General features: G+C 58.9%; 21 protein-coding genes and 4 pseudogenes. 2 read left to right on the top strand and 23 right to left on the bottom strand.

The window, feature by feature from the left end; genetic code table 11:
• Positions 1–182 precede the first annotated feature (182 nt).
• Together nodB and MESS4_RS08465 are read right to left on the bottom strand one after the other, a co-directional pair.
• Entirely contained in the window at positions 183–842 is a 660-nt protein-coding gene (nodB, locus tag MESS4_RS08470) for a chitooligosaccharide deacetylase NodB (protein ID WP_006328893.1), read from the bottom strand.
• Between the two features lie 504 nt (positions 843–1,346).
• Positions 1,347–2,771 (bottom strand): PLP-dependent aminotransferase family protein, encoded by a 1,425-nt coding sequence (locus MESS4_RS08465; protein ID WP_244441079.1) that lies wholly within the window; start codon positions 2,769–2,771, stop codon positions 1,347–1,349.
• A 365-nt stretch (positions 2,772–3,136) separates the two neighbouring features.
• Between MESS4_RS08465 and MESS4_RS31900 the strand changes: the two genes are divergently transcribed.
• Positions 3,137–3,532 (top strand): PLP-dependent transferase, encoded by a 396-nt coding sequence (locus MESS4_RS31900; protein ID WP_244441078.1) that lies wholly within the window; start codon positions 3,137–3,139, stop codon positions 3,530–3,532.
• 54 nt (positions 3,533–3,586) lie between these two features.
• Here the strand turns inward: MESS4_RS31900 and MESS4_RS34415 are convergent.
• The 10 genes and pseudogenes from MESS4_RS34415 to MESS4_RS08410 form a co-directional block, all read right to left on the bottom strand.
• Positions 3,587–3,694: pseudogene (locus MESS4_RS34415) on the bottom strand (nodulation protein NodZ); the annotation flags it as partial.
• A 169-nt stretch (positions 3,695–3,863) separates the two neighbouring features.
• On the bottom strand, positions 3,864–5,885 hold the full coding sequence (locus MESS4_RS08450; protein ID WP_006328889.1) for a carbamoyltransferase: 2,022 nt from the start codon (positions 5,883–5,885) through the stop codon (positions 3,864–3,866).
• Between the two features lie 302 nt (positions 5,886–6,187).
• Entirely contained in the window at positions 6,188–6,976 is a 789-nt protein-coding gene (locus MESS4_RS08445; RefSeq protein ID WP_006328888.1) for an ABC transporter permease, read from the bottom strand.
• 3 nt (positions 6,977–6,979) lie between these two features.
• Positions 6,980–8,002, bottom strand: coding sequence for a nodulation factor ABC transporter ATP-binding protein NodI (gene nodI, locus MESS4_RS08440; RefSeq protein WP_006328887.1), 1,023 nt, complete (start codon positions 8,000–8,002; stop codon positions 6,980–6,982).
• 49 nt (positions 8,003–8,051) lie between these two features.
• Positions 8,052–9,326, bottom strand: a complete 1,275-nt coding sequence (gene nodC, locus MESS4_RS08435; RefSeq protein ID WP_006328886.1) for a chitooligosaccharide synthase NodC — start codon at positions 9,324–9,326, stop codon at positions 8,052–8,054.
• Positions 9,327–9,454: 128 nt separating this feature from the next.
• Positions 9,455–10,051, bottom strand: a complete 597-nt coding sequence (locus MESS4_RS08430) for a NodA family N-acyltransferase (RefSeq protein WP_006328883.1) — start codon at positions 10,049–10,051, stop codon at positions 9,455–9,457.
• A 990-nt stretch (positions 10,052–11,041) separates the two neighbouring features.
• Complete coding sequence (gene nodS / locus MESS4_RS08425) at positions 11,042–11,650, bottom strand: nodulation methyltransferase NodS (protein ID WP_036240893.1); 609 nt, start codon at positions 11,648–11,650, stop codon at positions 11,042–11,044.
• Between the two features lie 372 nt (positions 11,651–12,022).
• Positions 12,023–13,204, bottom strand: a complete 1,182-nt coding sequence (gene ubiM, locus MESS4_RS08420; protein ID WP_006328875.1) for a 5-demethoxyubiquinol-8 5-hydroxylase UbiM — start codon at positions 13,202–13,204, stop codon at positions 12,023–12,025.
• 412 nt (positions 13,205–13,616) lie between these two features.
• A complete protein-coding gene (locus MESS4_RS08415; protein ID WP_006328874.1) occupies positions 13,617–14,591 on the bottom strand; it encodes a hypothetical protein in 975 nt (324 codons plus the stop codon).
• Positions 14,592–14,834: 243 nt separating this feature from the next.
• Positions 14,835–16,082 carry a chromosome partitioning protein ParB gene (locus MESS4_RS08410; RefSeq protein ID WP_081609668.1) on the bottom strand — a complete coding sequence of 416 codons (1,248 nt, stop codon included), beginning with the start codon at positions 16,080–16,082 and terminating at the stop codon, positions 14,835–14,837.
• Between MESS4_RS08410 and MESS4_RS35110 the strand changes: the two are divergent.
• Positions 16,030–17,236 (top strand): annotated as a pseudogene (locus MESS4_RS35110) (transposase); the annotation flags it as partial. The gene MESS4_RS08410 and the pseudogene MESS4_RS35110 overlap by 53 nt on opposite strands.
• Before the next feature lie 200 nt (positions 17,237–17,436).
• On the opposite strand, the gene MESS4_RS08400 reads toward MESS4_RS35110, so the two are convergent.
• The 11 genes and pseudogenes from MESS4_RS08400 to MESS4_RS31885 all read right to left on the bottom strand — a co-directional run bounded on the left by MESS4_RS08400 (position 17,437) and on the right by MESS4_RS31885 (position 26,664).
• A complete protein-coding gene (locus MESS4_RS08400; protein WP_006328868.1) occupies positions 17,437–17,853 on the bottom strand; it encodes a PaaI family thioesterase in 417 nt (138 codons plus the stop codon).
• Positions 17,850–18,773, bottom strand: a complete 924-nt coding sequence (locus tag MESS4_RS08395; protein ID WP_006328865.1) for a 3-keto-5-aminohexanoate cleavage protein — start codon at positions 18,771–18,773, stop codon at positions 17,850–17,852. The genes MESS4_RS08400 and MESS4_RS08395 overlap by 4 nt, the downstream gene beginning before the upstream one ends.
• Before the next feature lies 1 nt (position 18,774).
• Entirely contained in the window at positions 18,775–20,109 is a 1,335-nt protein-coding gene (locus MESS4_RS08390; RefSeq protein WP_051070860.1) for an aminotransferase class III-fold pyridoxal phosphate-dependent enzyme, read from the bottom strand.
• A 104-nt stretch (positions 20,110–20,213) separates the two neighbouring features.
• Positions 20,214–21,338 carry a M20/M25/M40 family metallo-hydrolase gene (locus MESS4_RS08385; RefSeq protein WP_006328862.1) on the bottom strand — a complete coding sequence of 375 codons (1,125 nt, stop codon included), beginning with the start codon at positions 21,336–21,338 and terminating at the stop codon, positions 20,214–20,216.
• A gap of 64 nt (positions 21,339–21,402) precedes the next feature.
• Positions 21,403–21,597, bottom strand: coding sequence for a lyase family protein (locus MESS4_RS34950; RefSeq protein WP_006328861.1), 195 nt, complete (start codon positions 21,595–21,597; stop codon positions 21,403–21,405).
• 161 nt (positions 21,598–21,758) lie between these two features.
• On the bottom strand, positions 21,759–21,950 hold the full coding sequence (locus tag MESS4_RS34945; RefSeq protein WP_051070858.1) for a lyase family protein: 192 nt from the start codon (positions 21,948–21,950) through the stop codon (positions 21,759–21,761).
• Positions 21,951–21,954: 4 nt separating this feature from the next.
• Positions 21,955–22,077 carry a hypothetical protein gene (locus tag MESS4_RS34940; RefSeq protein WP_006328859.1) on the bottom strand — a complete coding sequence of 41 codons (123 nt, stop codon included), beginning with the start codon at positions 22,075–22,077 and terminating at the stop codon, positions 21,955–21,957.
• Positions 22,078–22,196: 119 nt separating this feature from the next.
• Positions 22,197–23,582: pseudogene (locus MESS4_RS08375) on the bottom strand (aldehyde dehydrogenase family protein).
• A gap of 155 nt (positions 23,583–23,737) precedes the next feature.
• Positions 23,738–24,569, bottom strand: a pseudogene (locus tag MESS4_RS08370) (aminotransferase class III-fold pyridoxal phosphate-dependent enzyme); the annotation flags it as partial.
• A 965-nt stretch (positions 24,570–25,534) separates the two neighbouring features.
• Positions 25,535–25,855, bottom strand: coding sequence for a hypothetical protein (locus tag MESS4_RS33350; RefSeq protein ID WP_157385532.1), 321 nt, complete (start codon positions 25,853–25,855; stop codon positions 25,535–25,537).
• A 29-nt stretch (positions 25,856–25,884) separates the two neighbouring features.
• Entirely contained in the window at positions 25,885–26,664 is a 780-nt protein-coding gene (locus MESS4_RS31885; RefSeq protein ID WP_244441088.1) for an IclR family transcriptional regulator, read from the bottom strand.
• Positions 26,665–26,926 lie beyond the last annotated feature (262 nt).

Here is a 26,926-nt window from a genome sequence, read left to right as displayed (position 1 = left end):
GAGCCTGCGCGGGTTTTCACTGTAGCAGGTGACAACACTACCCTTAGCCAACGGGTCGGAGCCGACCAGTTTGTCCGATGTCGACGAAGTGCTTGTTCGCAAGGCGCAAACGGCCTGTAAGCCTTCATAAGCGAGACCACACAGGTACTGGCTGGGAAAGCAGGTCCGTGGGATCTCGCATTTCAGTGATGTTCTGGAAGCGAGCGAATTTCATATCCGCAGGCATCTAATGCAGGAATCAGATTGGACAGCGCCATAACGGTCTGGTTGCGCAGACTGGCTTGAGTGCTCCGTGTCGACTCGTCGGGAGGGCATCCGTCGTGCAAGAGCACGATTGCGCCGGGGCGTACCGAGGCGAGCACTGCATCGACGATCGCGTCGGTGCCGGGGCGCGACCAGTCTCTTGGGTCGATCGACCAATGAAGGGCCGCCAGCCCCGCGATCTCTGAGGCAGTGAACACTTCTTCGCTCCAGGCGCCGTATGGCGCGCGAATGTAGCGGATCGAGGCCTGCGGGCATGCCAGCATGATGGCCTGGTTCGCCTCAAATACTTCACGTTGCACTTCGCCCAAACCGCACTTGGACAGGTCCGGATGAGACATCGTGTGGTTGCCTACCTCATGCCCTTCTGCGATCATTCGCTGGATGAGTTCCGGATGCTCTGCGGCGTAAGCACCAATGACGAAGAATGTCGCTGGCACCCGATTTTGCGCCAGCACATCGAGTATCTGTGGTGTGAAACATGGATTGGGACCGTCGTCAAACGTCAGATAAACGCTTCGACGCCCGGTGCCGTCAGCGCATTCACTCTGCACCTCCCATCTGTCATCGAGACGTCTCATAGCTGCGAACCCTTGCGGTCAATTGTTGTACCGGTCGGCCATTCGCAATCGGCATAACCCCGATCCTTGAGGTAGGGGCCTACGCTATCGGGGGGAGCTTGTCGCGAAGAGCCGACGCGATGCAGCTTGCGCCGATCACCGATGTACCTGGTCGAAAAGGGGATCGGCTCGCTTGATGTTCGGCGCAGACCAGGAGGGACACACCAGAAAATGCTCCTCGGAGCCAACGCATGCATCGACAATCTCCTTAGGGCTGCATCCTTGAATTCTTCCTATGGGACGTTCTGTCGAATCGGCAAAATCGATTGTTTCGATGACAAGCATCCACGTTGCGGATAGATAAGACAAAGGCTTGGATCGCGCGCAACCTCACGGCGGCAGCAGCATCATGTCAGCCGTCCATGAGCGCGGCCGTCGCCCGGCCGCGCGACTATTTCAACGATGAACTGTTTATGATGAGCGGCCGCGAATGCGTTCTAACCCGCGTGCGGAACCGTCAGCGTCTCAGAATCGAGCGACGACGTCCCGCAGCATCTCGACGCCTTTTTCGATCTGCCGGATGCTCAGGGCGGAATAGCCCATGACAAGCCCGACGCGGTCGGCTTCGCCTGCTCCCGACTGCCGATGATAAAGCGGCGAAATCGGGTGCAGACCCAGACCCGCGTATTGGGCAGCTTCGACCAACGCCATTTCACGCGATCGCGGCAGGTCGTTGAACCATATGACGACGTGCAGTCCAGCCTCTGCCCCCTGGACGGCGATGCGACCTTGAAAACTCCGCTTCAGGGCGGTCAGCAATGCCTCCCGGCGCTCGCCGTTGATGCGGCGCACGCGGCGCACATGGCTTTCATAGCCACCGCTCTCGATCAGAGAGGCCAATGACTCCTGCCCCGCCATCGGAGAATGCCGGTCGGCAAGCTGCTTGGCGGTCTCGAAAACCTGCAGGAATTCCGCCGGGACGACGAGATAACCGATCCGCAGCATCGGCGAGAGCGTCTTGGAGATGGTGCCGAGGTAGATGACGGCCCCATGATCCTCGAGGCTATGCAGCGGGGGAACGGGGCTGATATCGTAGCGATATTCGCTGTCGTAGTCGTCCTCGATGACATAGGCGCCCTGCTCCCGCGCCCATTCCAGAAGCTGATGCCGCCGCGGGATCGGCATGACGCCGCCGAGCGGAAACTGATGCGAGGGCGTCACATAGGCCAGCCGGGCCGCGACCCCCGCCAGTTGCTCCGTTTGCATGCCGTGATCGTCAACCTCGACGGGAACGGGCGTGGCACCTGTACTGGCAAAGACCTGGCGCGCCATCCTGTAGCAGGGGTCCTCGATGACGAAGCTGTCCCCGGGGTCGAGCAGCAGGCGCGCGCAGAGATCGAGGCCCTGCTGCGAACCATTGACGATGACGATCTGCTCGGGGTCGCAGCGCACAGTACGGGCGCGCCAGAGATAGCCCTGAAGCGCTTGGCGGAGCCGGCTCGAACCGCACGGATCGTCATAGGCGAGCCGTGCCGGCCGCTGCGCCATCGCCGCGTTCATCGCGCGCTTCCAAACCGATGCGGGGAAATCTGAGGGCGCCAGGACGCCATAGCGGAAATCAACCTTCAGCGTGTTCGGCAGGTAATCCGGCCAGCGCGGAGTACCACGCAGCCGTTCGCCATAGCTTGACAAGTGAACCGGGCCGAACCGTTTTGGGGGATTGGCGGTCAGCTCATGTCCCAGCAGTGAGGATGCGACACGAGGGCGCGCGCCTTGACGGATGTCGATGAAACCTTCCGCGGCCAGCTGCTCGTAGGCGACGGTGACGGTCGTTCGCGAGACTCCAAGTTCCTCGGCGAGACCACGGGAGGACGGCAGCTGGCTGCCGGTGCCGTAAACGCCTCTGAGGATCTGCTCGCGAAGCGCTTCGTAGATCTGGCGCGCGCCCATGCCATGCGAGCGGGTTGAAGCACCGGGACCTGGAGACTGGACCATTTCTTTTCCTGCCAACTGGACATTCCATATCAACCAGTTTGCAGCCACTCCTTCCGAAAGCCAAGAGCACGTCTGAAGCCGATGCCCGAGACCGCAATCCAAGACCGGAAAGTGGCACATCTGCGAACGATGCCAAATTCGGCTTCGCTACCCGCGCCATCCATCACGGCTACGATCCGGCTGGTTTTCCCAATGCCGTTCAACCACGCGTCTTCCTGAACTCGACCTACGATTGAAAGCGGTGCGGCGAATGAGGCCGCAGCCTTGGCGGCGCAATCCTCGGCGACGCGGAACCCCTCCACACGCTGTACGAAACGGCCTTGCGCTACATCACCGGCGCGGCGCTCCCGACCATGTCGGCCTTCCTGGTTCTGCGCGGGCTGAAAAGGACTCTCACGCTTCGCATGGAATGGCACAGCACCACGGCGCTTGCGATCGCGCAGGTGCGCGACGGGCATTCGGCCGTGGATTGGGTGAGCTCCCCTTCCTCGACTCGCATCCCGATCAGGCGATTGCCCGAAAGCAGATGTCGGGCATCGCCAACGCTAACCGCGCGGGTGGCCTTGACCAACAAATCTCGAGTCCTGAAGAAAGCGCCGGCGAAATCCGCATGGAGGGCGAAGGGTCAAGCCGCGCTAAGACATGATCGTCGCCCCACCAACGCATTTGGCCAAAAAGCATCTCAACGACGAATATGCCGGCTTGGCGCGCCGTAGGGCCGCCGCCTTATCCTGCGAGCGGCGCAGCCCGCTCGCACGTCCCGTCCGCTATGCGTAACACCAGGCTGATGCCGGAGACCATAGGCAGTCACCGAACCGGGTCCGCCGTCGAGAAACGACAAATTGGTGCTGTTTTGGGCCACCGGCAAGCAAATCCATTACTGATCCTCGACTGCCATAAGGGTTAGATGGGTTGAACATGACATGCTCGCGAGCAGATGCAATCGTCAGGATCCTTGCCTCAGCCGATGGATTGGGCACAGTCATATGAAGATGCTTGGACAGACCGGTGTTTCGGCAACTGCTATCTGTCGTCCAGCGATTGGCATCAGTTTTGATCGACTCGAGCAGCTTGCGAGGGACGCATGCGAACGCGGCGCTGCTCCCACAATCGTCGCAGTTCTCCTGTGAGAGCCTCGCGCTGGGCCTGATCCAGCGTAATTGTATCGAGGAGATCCGCGAGCACGGCTTCGCCTTCGATCCGCGTCAGCAGATCGAACAAGTCATGTGAGATACGCACACCGTCACGGCTGGAGTGATCCGTTCGGATTTCGCAGACGGTCTCCTGGCGATCCAGCGCCGTGTGAGCGCGGACCTTATACAGGGATACATAAGGCGGCAATGAAACCGCGAGCGCAGTCCAATCCTCCAGCGTTGTGGCCCGTTTTTTGACGAGGAACGGCCCGACCACAAGTCCATCCAACCCTGTCGTCAGGAACGTGGCAATCGAGTCTGCAACTGAATCCACGATCGGCTCGGCATTGTTGTTAAAGGACGTATTGAGCAGAATTGGGATGCCAGTGCGCTGCTTGAAGGCATTGATGACGTCCCAGTAGGCCGGACTGGCCTTGCGCGATACTGTTTGCAGCCGAGCCGTACCGTCGACGTGCGTGATGGCGCCGAGCAAACCACGCTTGGAGTCGCGCACACGGACCACGAAATTCATGAAGGGAAATTCGCACGCACTGCCTGGGAGGTCGAAAAATTCGCGCGCATCCTCCTCCAGCACTGATGGGGCGAACGGGCGATACCCTTCCCGCTTCTTGACCATGGCGTTGATCCGGTCCTTGTTTGTGGCGGGCCTGGGGTCGGCAAGAATGCTGCGATTTCCGAGCGCGCGCGGCCCGAACTCCGAACGACCTTGCACCCAGCCGATCACGGCGCCACCGGCCATCCACTCGGCTGCCCTATCCGCCACCTCCTCAGTGCGTTCAAACTCCAGGTGCCCCGCCCATGCTTTTAGTTCCTCTTCGACAGCGTGATCGCTCGCGAGATCCGGCCCCCAATAAACCTCCTGCAGTCGCGCACGCGGCGCGGGGCGGCCCAGCTCACCAGACACGATTAATGCAGCGCCCAATGCGCAGCCAGCGTCATGCGACGCGGGCTGCACGAAGATGTCTTCGAAAAGGCCTGAATAGAGCAACTTGCCGTTCATGGAGCAATTGTGCGCAACGCCACCGGCCAGGCACAGCCGCGTCATCCCGGTGGCCTCACGATGATGCCGAAGAATGTGAAACACGATGCGTTCGAGTGCTTCCTGTAGCGACGCACTCACATCTTTGTGCTGCTGAGTGAATGGCATTCCCTTTTGCCGGACCTGAATGGTGCGAAGCAAAGTCGGACCGATGCGGTCCAGGTGGACGCGATACTCGCCGTTTGCAGACAGTTCATAGAACTGCTCGAAAAGCTCGCGATAGGGAACGGGATCGCCGTAGGGGGCAAGCCCCATTACCTTATATTCATCGAACAAGCCGTAGCCGAGATACCGGATCACCTCGAGATAAAATAGCCCAAGGGAATTGTTCTCTGGGAAAGTCGCGAGTTGCGAAATTTCAGCACCAGATCCTACCGCCACAAGACCCGACTGGAAATCACCAGAGCCATCAATCGCGAAAATCAGACTTTGCTCGAAGCCCGACATTGCAAAAGCACTCACGGCGTGCGCCTGATGATGACTTACGAATGAGATACGCGAAGGGTCGAGCTCGCTACCGAACTCCTGCGCCAACAGCTGCTGAACCAAAAATTTGGCATCCAACGGAATGGAGGCGTCCGGCTCGGAAGCAAGCATGTTTTCGAGCATGGCGTTGCAATAGGCTTCGGTAGCGTAGTACGCCACATGATCGATTTCGCTGAGCTGAACCCCAGCGGCTGAAAGACAGTATTGAACCGAACTGATTGGGAGCTTGTTGGAGTGCTTGATCCGATTGAGGCGCTCCTCTTCTACGGCCGCGATGACCTGTCCGTCTCGGACGAGCACCGCAGCGCCATCGTGCATGAATGTATTCGCAATCTGGAATCGGTTTTCATAGACTTTGTCTAATCCGCCGCTCAATCCTAGACACAGCATCTCGCTCTCCGTTTATCGTACAGGAAGACTGAATTGGCCTGTCTCAAGGCCGTTTGATCAAAAACACAGGCTGCGTTGTCGTTCGCCGCCGCGAACGCCAGTCAGACATCACCAACCTCAAAGAAATTCTCTTACGCCTGGATCAAAATGAGATCCTGTGATCGAGGTCCCGGGCGTTCCATAACGTTGAGAGATTGAGTGGATGCCACGAAGACCCTGGGTTGGATGCCGATTTGCGTTGCGATGTCGTTTTTATTTGCAGCACGAAGTCCGTAGCGCATTGTTTATCTCACTCTCTTTCGTCAGCGCATTAGTCGGCGGCGCAACAGCGCCATCGAGAGGAAGAATGGCAACAGCGCGTACAGGGCGAGCACACCGACGTGCAGGGCGATGCCGCTGATCGGGCGATCAAGCATAACCGGACGAATGAGGTCGATCGCATGTGACAGCGGCATGCATCGCGCTATTTGCTGAAAGGCGCCAGGCAGCTGGTCCAATGGGAAAACGGCGCCCGACAGGAACAGCATAGGTGTGAGGACAAGCGTCTGGTAAAACACGAAGTAATCGTAGCTGGGCGAAAGTGCGGTGACGATCATCGCGAGGCTCGCAAATACGCACCCTGTCAGAGCAATGATTGGCAGCGCATAGAGTACGGACGGCCAGGCGGCATAGCCCAAGGTTGCGGTGACGATGGTAATAGCCGTACCGGCCATGAAGGCCTTGGTGGCTGCCCACGCCAGTTCACCCAGAACGATGTCGCCGAGGGTAACGTGCGTATACAGCATGGCTTCCCATGTGCGTTGAGAATGCATGCGAGCGAAAGCCGCGTACAATGTTTCCAGGGTAGATGCGGTCATCGCACTTACCGCGACCATGCCGGCCGCCAAAAAGGCGATATACGACGCACCGTCGACGCGGCCGACCATTATGCCGAGGCCGGTGCCTAGGCCGAAAAGGTAGATCATAGGATCGGCAAGGTTACCGAGAAGCGACACGAGTGCGACTTTCTTCCATGCCAGATAGTTGCGGCGCCATACCGCAACCCAGTTCCACGCATTGGCCGGCAGCGCCGCCGCAAAACCTTCAATCATCGTTCACTCCTCCATCTCGCGCCCGGTCAGCCGCAAGAAAACATCCTCGAGATTGGCTGGACGCAGAAGAAGACGCAGACCTGCTCGCCCCTGCAGTTGCGTGCGCACCTGGTCAGGGTCTGGCGCATAGCAATAAAGGGTTTCGCCGCTGACCTCGATGCGCTGGGAATGTGGCTTGACCAGCGAAAGCAACTCGTGCGGATCGCCGCCATAAATCTCCATGACCTGGCATCCAATATGCTCGTCGATCAGCGCCTGCGGGCCGCCTTCGGCGATGTTGCGGCCCTTTTCGAGCACGCACAGCCGATCGCATAATCGCTCAGCCTCTTCCATGAAATGCGTCGTCAGGATAATCGTCTTGCCGCGTGCCAACAGGGCGCGCAGCCGCTCCCAGATCAGGTGGCGCGCGTGCGGATCGAGGCCGGTGGTCGGCTCGTCCATCACAATGAGCTGGGGGTCGTTGATCAACGCCCGCGCCATTGTCAGGCATCGCTTCATGCCGCCGGACAGTTCCGAGACGCGCGCATCCGCCTTGCGCTCGAGGCGAGCGAACTCGAGAAGCGACGGGATGACCGCTTCGCTCTGACGTGTGCTCATGCCGAAGTAGCGTCCGAACACCAGCAGGTTCTCTCGTACGGTGAATTCCTGGTCAAGATTGTCGAATTGCGGGACCACGCCAATGCCCCTGCGTGCCAGCCGAGCGCGCGCCGGCACCGGGACGCCGAGCACCGTGATCGTGCCCGCGTCAGGGCATGTCATGCCGAGGAGCATACGCGCAATCGTGCTTTTGCCCGCCCCGTTTGGTCCGAGGAGGCCGAAACACTCTCCCGACGCAACGGAGAACGACAGTTCGTCGACAACGATCTTGTTCCCATACGACTTGGTTACGCCGGCAAAATCGACTGCCACGGTCGACAGAGAGTCAGGCACGGAGCTTTTCGCGCTTGTCTGCCCGTGAGACTCCCGTTCGATCGCAGGAGTCTCGAATCGCCGCAAATCCTCTGGGCCCAACTTACGCTTCAACACTTGATGTTTCTGGTCCTGGCTCAAAACTCTTCTACCTGAGATCACGTGACTATTGCTGTTCGCTGTAAGCTGCGTCAGATCCCACCAAGTTCGGCTTTGAACTGGTGCCGCCAGTGTCTGTCACATTGGCCGCAGAGCTGCGCGACAACCAATCGCTGTTGCTCAATGTGCACAGCGCGTATGCTTTCAACGGGAGCAAGAGAAAGATGTTGATGAGTGTGTGGAGCGAGAATCCGAGAAATCGAAGTTGGCGCGCACGAAACGCTGCCACGCTGCAGCGAACTATAGTCATGGCTGCAATCATCAGGCATGCCGTCCAAGGCGCAGTACCTGTCGTTACCAATTGCGCGAGCCCCGCCAGAATCGACAAAGAGAGCAATAATGGGCCAATATTCTGGCCAATCACGTCCAATGTGAGATAAATATTAAGGCCGCGCAGCAGTTGGAACGCCAGCAACGTGTCACGGAAAGTGCTCCGGGCCCAGCGAAGCTGTTGGCGCAGATAGGGACCCATGCTGTTGGGAACGACTGTTGCCGCGACGGCCTCCGGGACATACTCTGTTCGAAAGCCTGCTTTCAGCATCAGGATCGTAAGGTGGCGGTCCTCGCCGAAGTCGCTCGGCTTCCCTCGAAAGCGCTGCGTCTCGTACTGATCCAGCAGCGAAACAAGCGCGGATCGCCGGTACATGGCACACGGACCGCAGCAACACATGACGGCACCGAACCGAGCCTGCGCTGCCCGCTCTTCGTTGCAGGCGAGCCAGTATTCCATGTCGATCAACCGCGTCAGCCAAGTTTCACTGCGATTGCTAGCCGCCAACTGGCCCATGGCGGCGCCGACCGCTTGATCTTGCATCTTTAGCGCAAGCCTGGTGATGACGTCCGGGGCGAGTATCGTGTCCGAATCTACATTCAGCACCAGATCTCCGCACGAGCGGCGAATGGCGGCAATCTGCGCCTTGCGCTTTCCGACATTCTTTGGGAGCGCAATGAAGTTGAACCTCGGGTCGCCCGTGTATTCCTCGTGTACACCCACGAGGGCATCGCGGTTTGCAGAACCGTCATCAACAACATAGACCTGCAGTTTGCCGGCGTAGTCCTGACTTGCAATGGAAGCCAGGCAGTCCGAGAGGGTGCGAGGCGCCTCGTTGTAGCACGGGATAATGACATCGACGCTCGGCCAAGGCTCACCGCTGGGCGGGTCGCCCGAGGTCGGCGGTACGTTTGTAGGCAGGGTATAAAACACCTGCGCGGTTTTGTAGACGGTCGACAGCAGCGCATAAGAGCAGATGGCAACAGTACTGGCTGTGGCAAACAGGGTCATGAGATGTCAGATTTTTCAGTGAGTTTGAGGGAAGCGGGCGGATAGTAAATCCGCGGCCAATGCTGGAGTCAGATCGATCAATGCCATGAGGGCCGGGTCGGGCTGACTGATATCATTGCGGGTGTTCTTCATAGCTCTGGACCGTTCCGATCGATCAAAGTGCCGGCCGGCCACTCGCTCATTGAGCGTCCAATTGGCAGCACAATGAGGAGCACGTCGTCGTCGACTCGCGTCGTGGAAGGCAGATCGGGGTACACGTCCGGGAGGGTTGAACGCACGCGAACGCCTGTCAAAATGTTCGCCAAGCCTTTGCGGCGGAACCTCCCAACATGGTTCCGGAGCGCCTGCCGAACCGTGCCGAAAGCGAATGGAACGCCAAGCTGCTGCAGCACTGGATACATCACGCTAATCGAATGGGCGATTCCCAGCCCCTCAAGATCCGGACGCACGCCGTATAGACCGAGTTCAGCGACAAGCAGATCAACGTCGCCAACTTTGATGTATCGGCGCAGCAGGCCCAAGTGAGCCGCTATCCCGTGCATATCACGGCCGATTACGCGGAGCTCCGGCCTTGCACCGGCCCAACTTCGACCGCCTGCGAATTGCTTCCCATTAAAGGCTCCGGTCGGCTCATAGGTCTTCCGGAAGAACTCAGAGAGTTCGAGGTGATCGGGAAGCTGCAACTCATTTTCCCAGCATAACCTCCACTGCACGTCAGGGCGCATGCGAAGACTTCCTCTTTTTCGGGTTCTTTTGTGCACCTCACGCGGTAGAGCAATGGCGGTGCATGTCATGGGTCTATGAACGACCCTCCCGGATTGGTAAAATTGATTGTTTAGATCGCGAGCATCCACGCTATGGATGTTAAAACCGTGCCTTTCAAAGGCCCTGATCTGAACCATCTGGTCGTGCTCGATTGGCCCGATAAGCGGCGGCACCGATGGCAGCTGTCGGTGACACAACCTGATTCAACAGCGGCCGCCAGCGCGTGGCTGCGCCCGTGCCGAAGCAGCGATCAAGTGGAGGATGGCCCGACTGTTAGGCGTCAGCAAAGGCGGCGACCGTTGGCGCACGCTGATGATGCATGGCGATCGCGCAGCTCTGGATCGCCGGCGGCAAACAGGTTCCGCGAAGCTCTGGCTCGACAAGTTGCGGCAAGGCGGCATGCCAATGGCGCGATGGTCGCGCTCGCCAACAGGAATCGTCTGGTCAATGCTTTCGAGTGTTGCCAGTCAACCGGACTGTCGGTGAAAGCACCTGGAGAGCGGGAAGGAGGGCGCGCCCGGATGGCGCTACTTCGAACGAATTGCTTGAGGTTTGGCAGGCTGGAACCCCTAGCTTGAGCACCTGAGGCCTGAAGTGCGCGAAGGGGCTGGCCCTTAAGTTTTCATTCCGTACGAGGGATCAAAGATCGCCGCAAACAGAAAAGGCAGCCTAAGGAGCGTCAGCACTTGCGCCCGCCGAAGGGCCGGGACGCGGAACTGACTGCAACGACGAGATCGGTTAAAAAGTCTGGGGCCGTTGAGGTGGAAGCGGGCGAAAACCCCTCGAGGCTCGCGGCGCAGAACATCGAGCCGCATGAAGAAGCCGGATGTAGTCAGCAGTTGTTACCATCAACCGGATCCAGCTAACTTGTTGCAATCGGGCGCTCTTATACGTCCCCATATTGGGTCAGCTTGACACCACAGAAGCGCACACAGTTTCCAAGTGTTTTATCAGGAAGCGGAAATCGGCTTTCGGAAGAGGGCCAGCAGGCAGTCTTCATTGATCGACGCGCCCCGGCACTCGATGCACTCGATCTCGGTCAACGATTCGTTGAGCATGGCGATAGTGGTCTCTGCACCAGCAGCGTGCCCCCAGCGTTGGCAATTGGCGTCACGTGCCGACCCGAAAACCAGCTGCCCGCCTGGCGCAAGCAGACCTACCAGGTTGCGGACTGCCGCGCGGATCTGAACGAGGTCTCCGACGTAGTAAAGAACCTCCGCAACGACGATCAGGTCGAACAGCTCATCACTCGAAAACTGTTGAACATCGGAAATTATCCAGCTGATGTGCGGCGTCTCCTTCATGCGTGAACGTGCTCGCGTAATCGCTGGCTCCACGACATCGATCACAGTGAGCCGCTGGCAAATGGGGGCTAGCCGCTCCGTAAAAGCGCCGGCAGCGCACCCGACTTCGAGCGCATTCGCGACTCGACCTTGCGCAAGTGACAACCGGAGAATTTGGGTGTGGCGCTCCCGCTCGAACGGGTTGCCATCGAGCCGCCATGGATCGTCTGCGGCCATTTCTCGATTCAGCAGTTCATGATCGATTTTATGGGTCAAATTCGCACCTAGCTAAGGCAGCAATCACCGGCGCTGCAAATGCCGTCAGATGTCGGTAGGGTCGGGACCGTACTGCGGGCCGAGGCAGTTGATTTCGGTCACGCTCCTAATTGGGTCCGCAGGATTGGCAAAATTGATTGTTTGGATGACAACCATCCACGCGCTGAACACATCGAAGGCGGAATTGGGCGTGGATTCCGCACACACACGGCGATTGACACGTTGACGATCCGCGATGGAAGAGGCTCGCGGCATTCAGCAGCCCCGTCTTCATCAAGCTGATCCCGCGCAGCCGCGACCGCTCCCATCGAACCACACTCGCCCGCCTGCTACGACGCCGCACGCTGATGCTGACACTATGGTGACTGGGGTTTACCGCCTCAGCATGGCCGCAATGCCATGACGGACAAAGGGAAGATGTTGGCCGAGGCGCAGCCCCACATGCCTTGCAAGCCGTGCCGCCGGATGCTCGCTTGAGTAGAGTCCGACGAGGATATTCGTAGCATGGTAGAGCGGCGCCGCCGACAGGCGCAGTCGGCTTTCATATCTGTGGAGCATGTCGGGGTCGGCAATGTCGCGACGGTCGCGCCATGCGGTCTCTATACCGCGGGCGAGCTGCTTCTGGCCGCCGAGGCCGATGTTGAAGCCATGCGCGGTCACCGGGTGCATGCCAATGGCAGCGTCGCCGATCAATGCGGCGCTCGGCGCCCGGAACCTGTGCGCCCAGGTCGCGGCCAACGGATAGATATAGCGTTGGCTTGCCAGGTTCATATTGCCGAGGCGGCCTCGACAGCGCTTTGTCAACTCCCTCAGGAACAACTCGTCGTCGAGGGCAAGCAGTCCGTCGGCCTCGTTTGAGGGCAAAGTCAAAAGCAGCGACGACACGCCTTGCGCGAGAGGCAACATCGCCACCGTCTGATGGTGATCGAACCATTCGATCGCGATCTGGTGGTGGGGGCGCTCGTGCCTCACCCGGCAAATCAGCATCGAGTTGCCAAGCCGATTGATATCGGCGCCAATGCCGAGCAGATTGCGGGTGGCGGAAAAACGCGAATCGGCTGCAACGAGAAGCCGAGCGCTCAGCTGCCTGCCATTGGAGAGCGTTATCACTGCTCCTTGACGGCTGTTTGTTGCACGCACGACCGAGTGGCCGCACAGCAGCCGGGCATGGGCCCGCAAGCGGATGATCTTGAACAGGGCATCGCGGATCTGGCAATTCGGGACCAGAACGCCCAGTGGTTCCGCGGATCCGCCGGGGGAATCGAAACACAACGCAAACGGGCTCGATCCGTTGAGGACGCGTGCGCCTTGAAGCGGTGACTTGTCCGAAGAGGAGATAACATCCCAGGCGCCGAGCTCGCGAAGGATTCCAATCGAGGCGTGGGTGAGCGCGATCTCGCGGCCGTCGAAAGCCGGACTTGCCAGTCTTTCCAGGGCCTGCCCTTCCACAACCGCCAGTTTGAGCTGGCTATAGGCAAGCGATGCGGCGAAGGAAAGTCCGACCGGCCCGGCGCCCACGACAATAATGTCGAAGCTGTCGTCACAGCCAGCCATCAGCGTGCCGCCAGCGCGTCGGTTCTCTTCGTGAGATGTTGGGGGAGTCGAGCCGCAGGTCGTGCATCGATTGCGCTGTGATCTATTGCCCGCATCGCCTCAAGCGCGGTTCTCACGTCGGTTCCTGGCTGGTGAAGCGTCATTTGCCTGCCGTATGATCTGGATTGTCAAGACGATGGGAGCGACGACCAGGCTGTCGGTCAGCCCATGCGTTTTCCCGTGAAGGACTGGGCGATCAAACCACGCCGACAAGGGCGTGGCCTTGATCTGGGTCAGTCGAGGCCCAACCGGCGTCAGATGACATCGATCCAATCCAGTCATGTGCCAGCTGATCCCATGACGACGCCATGGCACCAGCCAGCCCAAGGAAGAACCAGGCGTCTGATCTGGGGAAGGCTGTTTTTTTGCGAGATCAGCGAATAACCGGTTCGCCATGGAAGCGCCGGCGCGAGGGCGGGGAGACGCCGAAGCCGACTTCCATCATCAGCCGTGGCGTGCGCGAAGGCACGGTGCCCATATGGAAGCCGAACGGATCCTCGACGAAACCGAGACCGGCTTCGCCGGTCAGCGTGACAGGGCTGTCATCGCCATAGACCTTGAGAACCTCCTGCGCCGGATGGCCGACGAGCAGCGTCAGCTGATGCTTGATGGCGCGGCGGTTATGACTGCCACGGACATAGACATGCGGGCCGGTGCCTTCGTCGACCGGCGTCAGGTAGAAGAAGAATTTCAGCATCCGCCAGTCATCGAGATCGAAATGATACTTGCCGAGCGAGGCACGGTTCTTGTCGGCGTCGGAAGCCTCGCTGGTCGGGAAGCTCCACCACACGCGTGTGGTGATCAATTTCGCCTGAGCGCCCAGATAATGCGCGGCGATGTCGAGCAGCAGCGGGTCGTTCTGGATGGCGACCGCTGCCTTGCAGCCGAGGATGTGTTCGAAAAAGTGGCCGCTGAGCAGCGAGCGGCCGAAACGCTTCTCGGCCTCGGCATGGTCCTCAGCCATGAATTCGAGACGGCGATCGAAATTGCCGAAACAAGGCGTGTACCGGGCGAAGGCGGCGATCTCCTTATGGATGGAAGTCGGCAGGACGAGCCCGCAAAACAGCCCGTCCGACCGCAGCGCCTCGACAACGTCCTGGCGATCGACGCCGGCAAACATGGTGTCGTGGGCTTTTTGCGACACGCGAACCGGCTTTGCCCCACGCCAGTGGATCCGGCGAGCCGGCATGGTGCGGGCGAGCACGAACATCGGCAGCCAGGCCGGGTTCTCGCGAATGTCCGACAGATAGGTTGGAATGCGCACGGCGATGCGGCGCAGCACGCCGCCGTTTCGCGCGATGGCCTCGAGACTGGCGGCGCCGGATTTGTCAGGGCTCGAAAGGGTCATGAAGGTCCTCAGCTATGAATGCAATATGATATCGACGAAGCATCGGTTCTCACTGCCTCGCCGCTGGTCCAAGCCCGATTCCCGCAACGGAAGGACGTGTAGGCGCGCGTCGGTTTTTGTGCAATGCACAATAGCCTTGCGCGTGGCAAATGCTGTTCGGATCGCCGTGCGCATCAGCCAATATTCCAGCGGCAGGCAAACGGGGCGACGGCACTTAAAAAGAGCCGCCGCCCGGCTTGGCACCTATTGGCGGACGAACAGCGGCTGGACGCTCGCCCATTGATCGGCGGTGCGGAAGCCGCCGCGTTTCGTGTAGCTTTCGACCGAGAATTTCATCCAGTTGGGCAGCCAGTTGTCGATTTTCTCGCGGCCGTTCTCGCCCGCGAGGCAATCGCGGATGATCTTCTTTTGCGTCTTGACCTTCTCGGCGACATTGCCGTCGGCGACAGGCTTGCCGGCGAGGTCGGCCAGCATTGCATTGGCGATCTCCTTGTCGCGCAGCAGGTCGAAGAAGGCGTCGTCCGGTTGCCACCACGTACCCATGTCGATGCCCAGATGGTTGCCGAGCGCCTCGACGGCGGCGCTGCCGGCTTCGAGCGTCTCGGCCATGACAAGGCTGAGAACGCGCATGACGTCGTCGTCGCAAAGTGGCAGCAAACGGGCGAAGACGGCGGCAAGCGCAAAGGCGTCGCCATTGCCGCCGGCTATCGCACCCTCCTCGTCCGGCGCACCGAGCAGGGGAAGAACTTCGCGCCGTTTTTCGGCGAATACAGCTTCGGCCCTGGACGCGGCAATGCTTGCCGCCACCGCTTCATTGGCGGTGCGCTGCGGCTCGCGGCGAACCTGCCACAGGCCCGAGCCTGCGATGGCATGCGCCACCATCAGGCGCAGCGCGACACAAGGACGGTCGAGCATGGCGGTGCGCACGGCACCGTGGCGGTGCAGATCGACATAGTTCTGCATCGGCCCGGTGAGTTCCGGCCGCGACTGCTTGGCGGCGGATTCTTCGTGCTCGCCGCCCTCGCCTTGCGCGCGGGCGCGGCGGGCATCCTTGCGCGACAGCCAGCCCTCATGGCACTCGACCGCGCCGCGATGCGAGACCGATATGAAGACCTTGCCGCCCTTCCTCCTTGGCGTCTTCTCATAGTCCCATGACTGGAAATGCTGGCCCGGTTCGAGCACGGCCACCTCGGGCCAGCCGGCTTCCAGATAGGCATCGCGTTTGGCGGCAATCGCCTCGTTCTGCTTTTGCCAGAACAAGTCGGCATCGGCGAAATAGCTGTCCTCACCGAACAGGTCGCAGACGATCAGGCCCGAATAGTCCTCGATGGGGAACAGCGCCACCTTGGTGGAAATCGACTGGCCGCCGAACAGCCATTGTTTCAATTGGTGGCCGCGCGGCGCGTATTGCTCGGGATCGGCATAAAGCGCCAGCCAAGGCTTTGCCGACCAGTTCACCCATGTGCGAACGGGCGACGTGCCGCAAAACATCGCCGCTATGCTTGCCGGCACACTCGCGGACGCAACCAATCTCCGGCCGAAACGCATGGCGGGCGCATCGAAAGGGATCACCGCCCATCAGATCGGCTGGATGCGCATGTTCCATGCCAGGACCGAAACTTATCGGGCGGCGCAGGCAAGCGTGACCGACGCCCATGCGCGTCATCCCCACGCTCTGCTCTGGGGCAATGGACCGACCGCGTCTTCCGACGGTCAGTTCTTCCGGGCCAGTGATCGTGCTGCAGGGCGCGGCGATATCAACCTCCACTATGGCAGCGAGCCAGGAACCAAATTCTACAGCCATCTCTCCGATCAGTACGGCTACTTCAGCATCCTGCCCATCAGTCCGACCGAAAGCGAGGCGGCCTAGGTTCTGGACGGGCTGTTCGACCACGACACCATCCTCGACATCGAGGAACACTTCACCGACACGGGCGGCGCCAGCGACCATGTCTTTGCCCTCTTCGCCCTGATCGGCAAGCGCTTTGCGCCCCGAATGCGCAACCTCAAGGACCGGAAATTCATACCTTCGAAAAAGCCGATACCTACCCGGCTCTGGCGGACCATATCGGCGTGCGGATCAATCCCGCGCTCATCATGGAATATTGGGATGACCTGCTGCATCTGGCGGCTCGATCCGAGCGCGTACCGTTGCTCCCTCGACGATTCTCAAAAAGCTGGCTGCTTCACCGAATCCGAGTCAGTTGGCCAAAGCCCTGCGGGAGCTCGGCCGTATCGAGCGATCCTTGTTTATGATCGAGTGGTATTCCAGTCCAGCCTTGCGTCGGCGTTGCCAAGCCGGTCTCAACAAGGGCGAAGCAGCGCACAAACTCAAGCGTGCCGTCTTCTTCCATGAGCGAGGCGAAATCCGCGATCGGTCGTTCGAAAGCCAGGCATTCCGCGCCTCTGGTCTCAATCTTGTCGTCAGCGCGATCGTCCAATGGAACACCGTCTATCTCAGCCGCGCCGTCACCCATCTGCGTCAGGGCGGCCGGAACATCCCCGACGCCTTACTGAAGCACGTCTCGCCGCTGAGCTGGGAACACGTCAATCTCACTGGCATCTATGCTTGGGACACGGCGCCGGACCTTCCGGAAGGCTTCAGGCCGCTCCGCTTGCCGGGGAAAATGCTCTGGGCGGCATGATGTTCATACTTCGTTCGACCTTAGCGTATGATTTCGAGCAGTTCTTGTTCTGACCCCAACGTTGATATGGTCATGGCGCCCAGGCAGGCCGCTTGACTCTGTATTGGCCGCGCCCTTGAGAAGCGCGGTCCTTCGCCTGTCGCGAAAAACCCTGCGGCAGATGAGTGGTCAATTCGACAACCGAGGCTGAGGAACGCGCACTACGCAACGACGGCAAGGGTTACCAAGGCTACCGCAATCAACTTGCCGTCTTTACGGCACATTTTCGCCTCGGAGACCATGATCCTGGAGCCTGAATGCAAAGCTGTCGCGACCACGTCAACGTCTCCATCGGTGACCGCGAGCGGCCGAAGAAAATTCACTTTCAAGTCGATGGTGGTGCAAATGTTCCCTTCGGAACAAAGAAGATCACAGCTCCAGGCGGCGGCTGTATCCAATGCGGTTGCGATGATGCCTCCGGCAACGCTTCCCCGCGGATTGGCATGTGCCTGCGCCGGCGTCAGCGACATCGACACTCTGCCAGGGCCGAAATCGTTGACCCGAAGACCTATCAGCTCATAGAGCGGAACTTTGGCCTCGCGACGGCGGATGGCATCCAATCTGTCGCCAATAGTCACGATCCGCCCCTTAGTCCCAGACGCTGCCGGGCCTCAGCAGCAGATGCTATCGGCTGGTGCAATTCAGCCAAGATACTTGCAATCTTTCGGACCTGTTGGGCGTTCGTCTGCGCAAGTTCGCCGGGACCAAGCCAAAGGTTGTCCTCAAGCCCGACGCGAATGTTGCCTCCCATAACTGCCGCCATGGTACAAAGAGGCATCTGAGCCCGACCGCCGGGCAGGGCTGACCATTCGATATCGTTGCCGAAGAGGCGGGTCGCCGTATCCTTCATCAGCATCAAGCTGTCGGCGTCGGCGCCGATCCCGCCTAGAATACCCATCACAAACTGGATGAAAGGCTTAGAGGTAACGATACCGCGGTCGAGCAAGTGCGCAAGACTATATAGATGGCCCACATCATAGGCCTCGAACTCAAATCGCGTGCCGAAGCGAGCATCGAGATCCTTGATGATCCGCTCCATGTCGGTGAAAGTGTTCTTGAAGAAGCCGTCCTTGGTGGACGTCAGAAACGGCTTTTCCCAATCGTGCTTCCATTCCCGCGGCTTCTCCGCCATGGAGTGAAGAGCAAAGTTCATCGTTCCGAGGTTAAGTGAGCACAATTCGGGCCCGATCAAAGCCGGTGCCTCTAGCCGTTCATCGACTGACATGTTAGCGCTTCCGCCCGTCGTGATACTGAGCACCGCGTCAGTTTGGGCTTCTATCTTCTTCACAACCCGCAAAAACAGCTCGGGATCCGGTGAAGGTTTGCCCGTATCCGGGTCGCGAACGTGAAGGTGGAGGACTGCCGCGCCGGCCTCGGCCGCACCGACTGCCTGCTTGACAATCTCCTCCTCCGACACTGGGAGATAGGGTGACATAGATGGCGTGTGAATCGATCCAGTGAGCGCGCATGTGATGATGGTTGAGCGAGTTTGCTTCATCTCAAGGCCTCCCGTCTGAAAGGGCTTGGCGAACAGACATACCAAGCTTGTCAGCGATCTCTTCAAGTTCACTGTCCGGCGAATTGTAGCGAGGTGCGAGGATGATGGTATCGCCAGAGAAACCGCCTACGTTTCCGCCCGAGGGGTAGCAGATCAATCCATTCTGGAAGGCGCGCTCGCGAACCTTCAAGAACTGCTTCTTCTCGGCAGGAAAGGGCACCTTGGTTGCTCTGTCCGCCACAAGCTCCACACCGAGGAAATAGCCTCTGCCACGGATATCTCCGACTGCTTCCACGCCGTCCAGGGCGTCCCGCACAAGCTGAAAAAACCGCGGACTCGTTGACCTGACGCGCTCCAAGAGACGGTCGCGCTTGATTATCTTCTGCACTGCAACGCCGGCCGCACAGGCAGCCGTATGGCCAGTAAACGTATGACCGGTCATCGGTCCACCATATGCTGCTGTTATGGCATCTCTCACCTTGTGGCCATAAACCGCAGCGCCAAGCGGTATGTATCCACCACCCAGACTCTTGGATATCGGCATGATGTCGGGGACGACCTGATCATGTTCAAGCGCGCGAAAGGTGCCGCACCTCCCGCTTCCACACATCACCTCGTCGGCAATCATCAAAACGCCGTAGCGATCACATATTTCCCGGATGCGTGCGGCATAACCCGGAGGCGCTGGAACGACGCCGCCGGCAGCGCCGACGACCGGCTCGAAGATGAAGGCAGCAACGTGTTCGGCTCCCAGCCGTTCGATCTCGGTGGCTAGCTCCAGAGCGCAGATGTCCGCGACCATGTCGGGGGAAACACCGGTCGGCGGGCGATAGGCATTGACGGGCGATAGAAACGACATGGCTGGTAACGCATGTTCGTAAGGGGCCCTACGTTCTGCAAAGCCAGACACTGCGAGCGCGCCAAGCGAGTTGCCGTGCCAGGACCGATGGCGGGAGATAAATTTGTTACGGGACCTCTCGCCGCGCGCTGCGTGATATTGCAATGCCAATTTCAAACAGGATTCGACCGCTTCCGACCCTCCAGACACGAAGACCATCGAGTCAAGATCCGCGCCGCAGGCTTCACTGATCAGCGCCGTAAGCTCTTCCATGGGGTCGCTGGTAAAGGTATACCGGTAGCCATGCATGACACGCTTCATCTGATCGTGGATGGCGTCCACGACCTCGATGTTGCTGTAGCCGAGGCTGTACACCGCCGGTCCGCCGGAGCCGTCGATATAGGTCTTGCCGGATGTATCTGTAACGTGACCCCCTGTGCCCCAGGCCACCTTCGGCAGCCACGCTGCTGCGATCGTCGTCGATGTCGTCGTATCCAAGGCAGATGTCACCGGTCAGTCCCTTCTCATCGGCATTCTCAGGCAACCGGCCTCAAGCACGTATTGCTCAATGTCCGGATCCAGCACCTCCAATCCCAGCGCCCTCACTGGAGCGTTGCAATCAAGCGCGAGAGAATATGACAGCGCTGCACCATCGTTGTTCTCAACATATACTCGCCGGCGGTGTGGAGCGCTGCTCCATCGACCCCCAAACCATCAAGGGTCGGAATGCCTAGCGCGCCAGTGAAATTGCCATCACTGCCACCACCAAACTGAGCGTGCTGCAGGTTTATCCCGATTTCTGCGGCTATTTGAGCCGCCTGATCGAATAGAAACAACGTACCCTCACTCGCCTCGAAGAGCGGACGGACTGGGCCAGGGGCCACTTCAACTACCACCCCGCCCTCACCTTCGCCAGCGAGTGCGGCCATCTTGCGCTGAATGCGAAGGAAACTTTCGTGAGTTGGGGCGACGGCCAATACCTGCGCAACGCAACTAGTCGGAACAACATTCACGAAGAGTCCTCCATGAACCACACCGACACTGTAAGTTTCGCCGCGCTCGTAGTCGCTGAACCCCTCCACCTCCTGGATCAACTCGGCCATCGCGCGAACCGCGCTTTTCCCATCACGATTATTAACGCCCGCGTGAGCGGGGCTACCACGAGTAGTCAGAGTATAGCGCAAAAAAGCATGTCGTCCTGACACCAGCTTCCGGCCGTGGGTCGGCTCAGGCACGAGAACGTATTTCTGTTTACGCGCCTCAGCCTCTATGAGCTCCCGTGTGGTGGGGCTGCCGATCTCTTCGTCTGGGATAAACATGAAGGTCACCGGAAGATGAGGACGACCTCGCCGCGAGGCTACCTTAAATCCATAGAGAGCCGCCCGCATGCCCCCCTTCATATCGTAAATCCCAGGTCCGTAAACTCGCTCGGCCTCAACGACTATAGGCACGTCACAGCCAATTGATTCAGGGCAGTGGACAGTGTCGACATGACCAAGAACAAGGATTCCGCCCTCGGTACAACCGGATCCGTCAGGCATGCGGGCCTTAAGCATATCGCCAAAATTGAGCTCACTAAAACGCTCAACCGACATACCAATCCGTTCGCAATCATCAGACGCCTTGGTGATGATTTGGTTCACACCCGCCACGTCAAAAGTGTGACTGCGAATTTGCGTCCAAGCGATTATCCCCTCCAACAGTTCCTGCTCGATGATGTCGTCCACGATGTTCTCCTCAGCGTCGACTGACATCGTAGTGCAAATTTGATACTCGTGTCAACAGATGATACTACGTTTTCCTTGTTGAATATCTCTTAAGACGATCGCAATCTTCCAGAATTGTCGTTGCAAATGCCGCAAATTCTTCGCCCTGCGTCATGGGAACAGCGTGCTGCAGTTGTGTTCGACCGAGCTTGCGGATAACGGCGAATTCTTCCGCTTTGCTATTGAGGGCTGCGGCAACAACAACGAGCGAGTCGCGCAACTGGCGACTTGCCGGAATAATTGATTAGGCGAACAGCGGTGGTGTAGGCATCGTTAGTCGACTGGGACCTATTGACGTCGTCGTTTGGATGGACGAGACGCTTTTCACCCGCACGCCGCCCATCAATTCGCTCGCCCGGTTTGCGAGCACTTCGTTCATGTTCATGTTGGTGGAAGTGCCCGCCCCCCCTGGAATACATCGACGAGGAATTCCTCGTCGTGTTTCCCGGCCAGAACCTCCTTGCAAGCTTCCACAATGGCGCCCCGTTTTTTGGTCGAAAGATAGCCTTCCTCGCAATTTGCCTGTGCGGCTGCTATCTTTACGTGGGCCAAAGCCTGAATGACGAATGGCATGCATTTAATCGCGATGCCCGAGATTGGGAAATTCTCGACGCTCTGGCGGTTTGAGCGCCATAGTACCGATCACCGGCACGCTCACTGGACCCAAAGAATCATGTTCAATGCGATTGTCGATAGTCATTGTTTCCTCGACTAGATTATCTTTTCGCAGCTGTCGATTATTACTTTGGACCGGCCACTAGAGTTTTGCTTGTGGCAATGTCATTCGAGACGAGCGCAGCACAGGTCGAAAATTCAGACTCACCCGCGATTGATGCAGATCACCTTGGGTTGGGTCGTCTCTTCGTAAGCGAACCGGACGCCCTCCCTTCCCATGCTTCCGTATTTGAGCCCCCGAATGGCATGGCATCGAAGCGATAGTCTGACGAGTCGTTGATCATTACGCCGCCGGCCTCCATCCTTTTTGCCGCCTCCAGTGCGACAGAGAGATTGTTGGTGAAGATACCAGCATGCAGGCTGTATTCCGGAACATTGGACATCTCGATGGCTTCATCGAGCGTGGCAAAGGGAGCAAGCATAACGACGGGCGCGAACACCTCCTCTCCCATAGCCGGCAGGTCTGAGGCGTGCCATCCAGCACAGTCGGATGGTAGAGGGAGCCCTCGCGGCGGTGTCCGCTCAACAATTTCGCACCCGCGTCAATGGCGTCATTGACTGCCGTTTCGGCGCGTTCCGCCGCTTCTCTGGAGATCATCGGGCCAACGGTATCCTGCATAACGGATCGCCTGCCTTCAACTTACCGCGACAAAGGCCTCGCGGTATCGCTCATAGAGTGCCGCCTGCACCAAAATGCGCTGGGCGCCGATGCAGTTTTGTCCAGCCGCCCAGAACGCGCCGGAGACCGAGCCTTCGACCGCTTTGGCGAAGTCGCAATCATTCATGACGATGACAGGCGCATTGCCGCCGAGTTCCATCGCCAGTTTCTTGAGCCCTGCCGAGCGACTGATTGCCTCCCCGGTTGCAAATCCGCCGGTGAACGACACCATGCGAACCTCGCGTGCGGCGACCAGGGCCTTGCCGAGATCGGCACCGCCCACCGCGACAGTGATTACCTCCTCCGCCAAATCGGCCTCGCGAAAGGCTTCGACGGAGTTGATGGCTGAAAGCGGCGTCAGCTCCGATGGCTTCAGCAGAACGGCATTGCCGCCGGCGATTGCGGGACCGAGCTTATGAGCCACAAGGTTCAGCGGATCGTTGTACGGGGTAATGGCGGGTGATGATCCCGAGCGGTTCACGCGTGAACCAACCCTGACGCTGCGCTCAGATCCAGCATAGGCATCGAAGGGCGCGATCTCGCCGGCATTGCGCTTTTGCTTCTTCAGCCGAGAGCTTCAGCGTATTGACGCAACGCAGGACTTCCTTCCGCGCTTGAACAATGGTTTTTCCAGCTTCGCAAACGATGGTTTCGGCGAAAGCATCGCGACGGCGCTCAACTATTTGTGCGGCGCATTCAAGAATACTCGCGCGCCGGTGCCTTGGCAGATTATGCGAAAGCTCGGCCCCGCGCCGGGCCAGCGCGAGAAGTTCGCCGATTTCGCTTGCATGCGTCGCGTCGACCGATCCCACCAGAGCCCCGTCGTAGGGGCTGTACACAGATATGGGCGCGCCAAGCCGGTTGTGATGCACCGCTCATAGGCGAGCTTCCTCCTCAATGATGCGCCACCATCGCTGCTGTTAAGTCTGTTGGTCAGGTGCTAGGACCCACGCCCAGCCTCTTCGATGCGGTGGTCGATTACTACCTGAACGTTTGCCAGGCGGCCGAACCTCTCCGGCCGTCATCTTCAGATTTTCTGACCATCACGAACGAGTTCATCCATGATGGAGCGCACGGCGCTTTCGGCGATTGCAACGATCTCTTCGACTTCAGACTTGGTTGTTACGAGTGCCGGGGCAAACCCCAGAATGTCGCCGTGCGGCATAGCGCGAGCGATCAGTCCACGATCACGAGCCGCCTTGGAGATACGCGCACCGACCTTGAGCGAAGGATCGAAACGCTTCTTGTTGTCACGATCGCCGACGAACTCGATGGCTCCCATCAGACCTACGCCACGCACTTCACCGACGATCGGCAGCTGTGCGAACTTCTCCTTCAGCTGCGCTCGGAAAAACGCGCCGACGTCACGAGCATTACTAGGGAAGTCTTCTTTCTCGACAATATCGAGACCGCGTTGGCCGCGGCGGCACCGATCGGGTAGCCGGAATAGGTATAGCCGTGCGAGAACGCACCGACTTTGTCGGCCGCATCCTCCAGTACTTTGTAGACCTTCTCACCGACAATCGAAGCCGAAAGCGGGAAGTAGGCGGAGGTCAAGCCCTTGGCGACTGTGATCAAGTCAGGTTCGATGCCATAATGCTAGAGCCGAACATTGAGCCCGTGCGACCGAAGCCGGTGATCACTTCGTCAGCAATCAGCAAGACGTCGTGCTTCTTAAGCATCGCCTGGATTGCCTCCCAATACCCTTCCGGCGGCGGCGTGATGCCGCCTGTGCCGAGCACCGGTTCTCCGATGAAGGCGCCGACATTGTCGGGCCCCAGACGCTCGATGAGCTGATCGAGTTCGGCAGCACGGCGGGCGAAGAATTCGCGCTCGGTCTCACCCGAGTTTGCGCCCCAAGCGAGTATCTAATCGCATATAATTTCTGCTAATATGGCACATTTAGCGAAGCCCCATGGGTTTTGCGGCGTTATTTTCCTTACAACATCGGCAACATTTCCTTTACAATCTTGGGGCGTTGCGCATCGGGGTCGGAACAAGGTGCGCCGGGAGACCGGCAAGGAGTAGATGGTGAAAATGCATTGCAATGAAGGAGTAGCGACCCACATTGGCCCGTCGGCTGGCGGTAATCATGCATCGCATGTGGCGCGACGGCACAGAGTTCCGCTGGACACGACAAGACATCATACCGAAGGCCGCCTAATCGTGCGCCCGACCATTGCAGCCTGCCGCCGTGCGCATGGGCCCGTCAAGGGCAAGTCGCTGCGCGATGGCCGTGGCCCTTGACGACCCACCTGCGCGCGGGCGGCCAGCGCAAAGAAGGTCGGGACGAGGAGAAGAAACATGATCGCAGAGCGAGCGTGACAAGGATCACCCCATAAGATTCCACCTGCCGGTGGAAAAGGGGCGTCCTTCGCGGGACGATGAATGAGGTGAGTTCGCGAGGGTTGCAGTACCGGTCGCATCACAACGATCAGGACGCGTCCGAGATTGTTCCACCTCATTCTCCTGAATTCCCCATTTAGGTAGGGCCCAAGCGCCGATCCCGGAGAGAAGCAAGACCCCGCGAAAGATGCGCAACGCCGACGAAGCGGAAGGCTCGAAAAGGCGCTTGACTTCAACACGCCGAATAGAGAAGCAACCCTCGGACGCGCAGTGTAGGGCGAGCCACCTCACCGACAGAGGCGGACATACGGTCTTACCCTTCTCCTCCGGCAGCCATTCGCGCCGCCGATCGGAGCCCGTGAACACCTCGAACGTGCGCGCGGGCTCATGATCGCTGGATTTAAGCGTAAGCTCTGAAATCGTCATGTGTCGAAGCCCTCAAAGCTTACAGATGTCGAAGCGCGAGCTTGCGAGATCTCTAGGGTTGGATGTTGGCTGTGCGGTAGAAGCTATAGGCAGTTTCGCACCGGTTGCGTTGGTGAAACGGGTTAGGACAGTTTCGCAAAGATCGCAGGTGGGTGATCACCACTAAAGATTTCGGCATCTCGACGACCGTTTGCCGGAAGCCGGAAGTTGCAAGGGCTTTTGAAGGCGGAAGGGCTTGAAGCTTGAAGCTTGAAGCTTGAAGCTTGAAGCTTGAAGCTTCAAGCTTGAAGCTTGAAGCCGACGGTTGCACGTCGCGACGCTGATGAAGAGGGTCAGCCCCTCCGTTACGCGAAAATACATAGTCCAAGATCATTGACAGTCGCCGCCATCACTCCGCGGTCTCTATAGACGGCGGGCAATCGCGTGTGCGTACATTTTCAGTTTTTTCACTCCGTCCGCCTCAACAATGCTTTTCACGTGGTCACACAAACTTGAAATGCTCAAGGCAGCAATAAGATCTCCGTTTGGATGCAAGATGGGCACTCCTACTCCAGACAAACCAACGACAAAGTCGTTTTCTGCGATGACGTAACCGTCTTTCGCGATTTTGGCTGCCCGCCTCTGCAATTCGCCAGGGTTGGTGATGCTGAACGGTGTGCGGGATATCAGCGGATGTTCCAAAGCAACGGCGAGTTTTTCCGGAGGGAGATATCCGAGTATCGTCAAAGGTCCGCCGCCACTGTTCAAGGTGTTGCGACTGCCGATTGGAGACCATGTAACCTCGACCGTTGGCTGTGGAGGTCGAACACGTTCGACACAGACGGCGAAGCCGTCTTGATAGACCCAGAGGAAGGTTGTCGCCGACGTTTCAGCCGCTACTCGATGCATTGTGGGCAAAGCGATGTCGCGCAGGTCTCCGCCTACAGTGACAGCAGAAAGGAGTTCATGAAGCCCGAAGCTGAGCGCATAATGGCCCTCACTATGTTCTACTAGGCCGCCAGCTTCTAGAGTGTGGAGGAGTCGCCGTGTAGTGTTTTTGTCGAGCGAAGTAGACAATGCCAATTCGGTTAGTGTCTGCCGCGGGCGCTCTGACGAGAAGGCTCTCAAGAGTGCGATCGCTCTCTCTACCGCTCTTACGATCGGTACCCCTGCCTTTGTAGATCTGATTACCCTCTTGCTCATCTTCACCCTTTTATGCGCATCGACCAAATTACCCGCAGATAGCTGCTTTTGCAGTGTACCCATGTCGCTGACGGAATTGCCGTTTCAATCGGTACCCATTTCCAGCAGTGCATACCAGAGCCTTTAGTAATGGTTTGCGTACCTTAGTGTCCGTCCGAGGACTTTGTGAGTCGGGAGAGTCGGTTAGCGGATTTGGGGTCACGGGGTTAGAATAGGCTGTGATTCCTTGTGCGGTACCGATTCGAGAAGGAAGATGCGTAAG

This window comes from Mesorhizobium sp. STM 4661 (genome assembly GCF_000359125.1).
Classification (GTDB): domain Bacteria; phylum Pseudomonadota; class Alphaproteobacteria; order Rhizobiales; family Rhizobiaceae; genus Mesorhizobium.
Note: the sequence above shows the minus strand (reverse complement) of the source record. Positions and strands in the feature narration are given on the sequence as shown.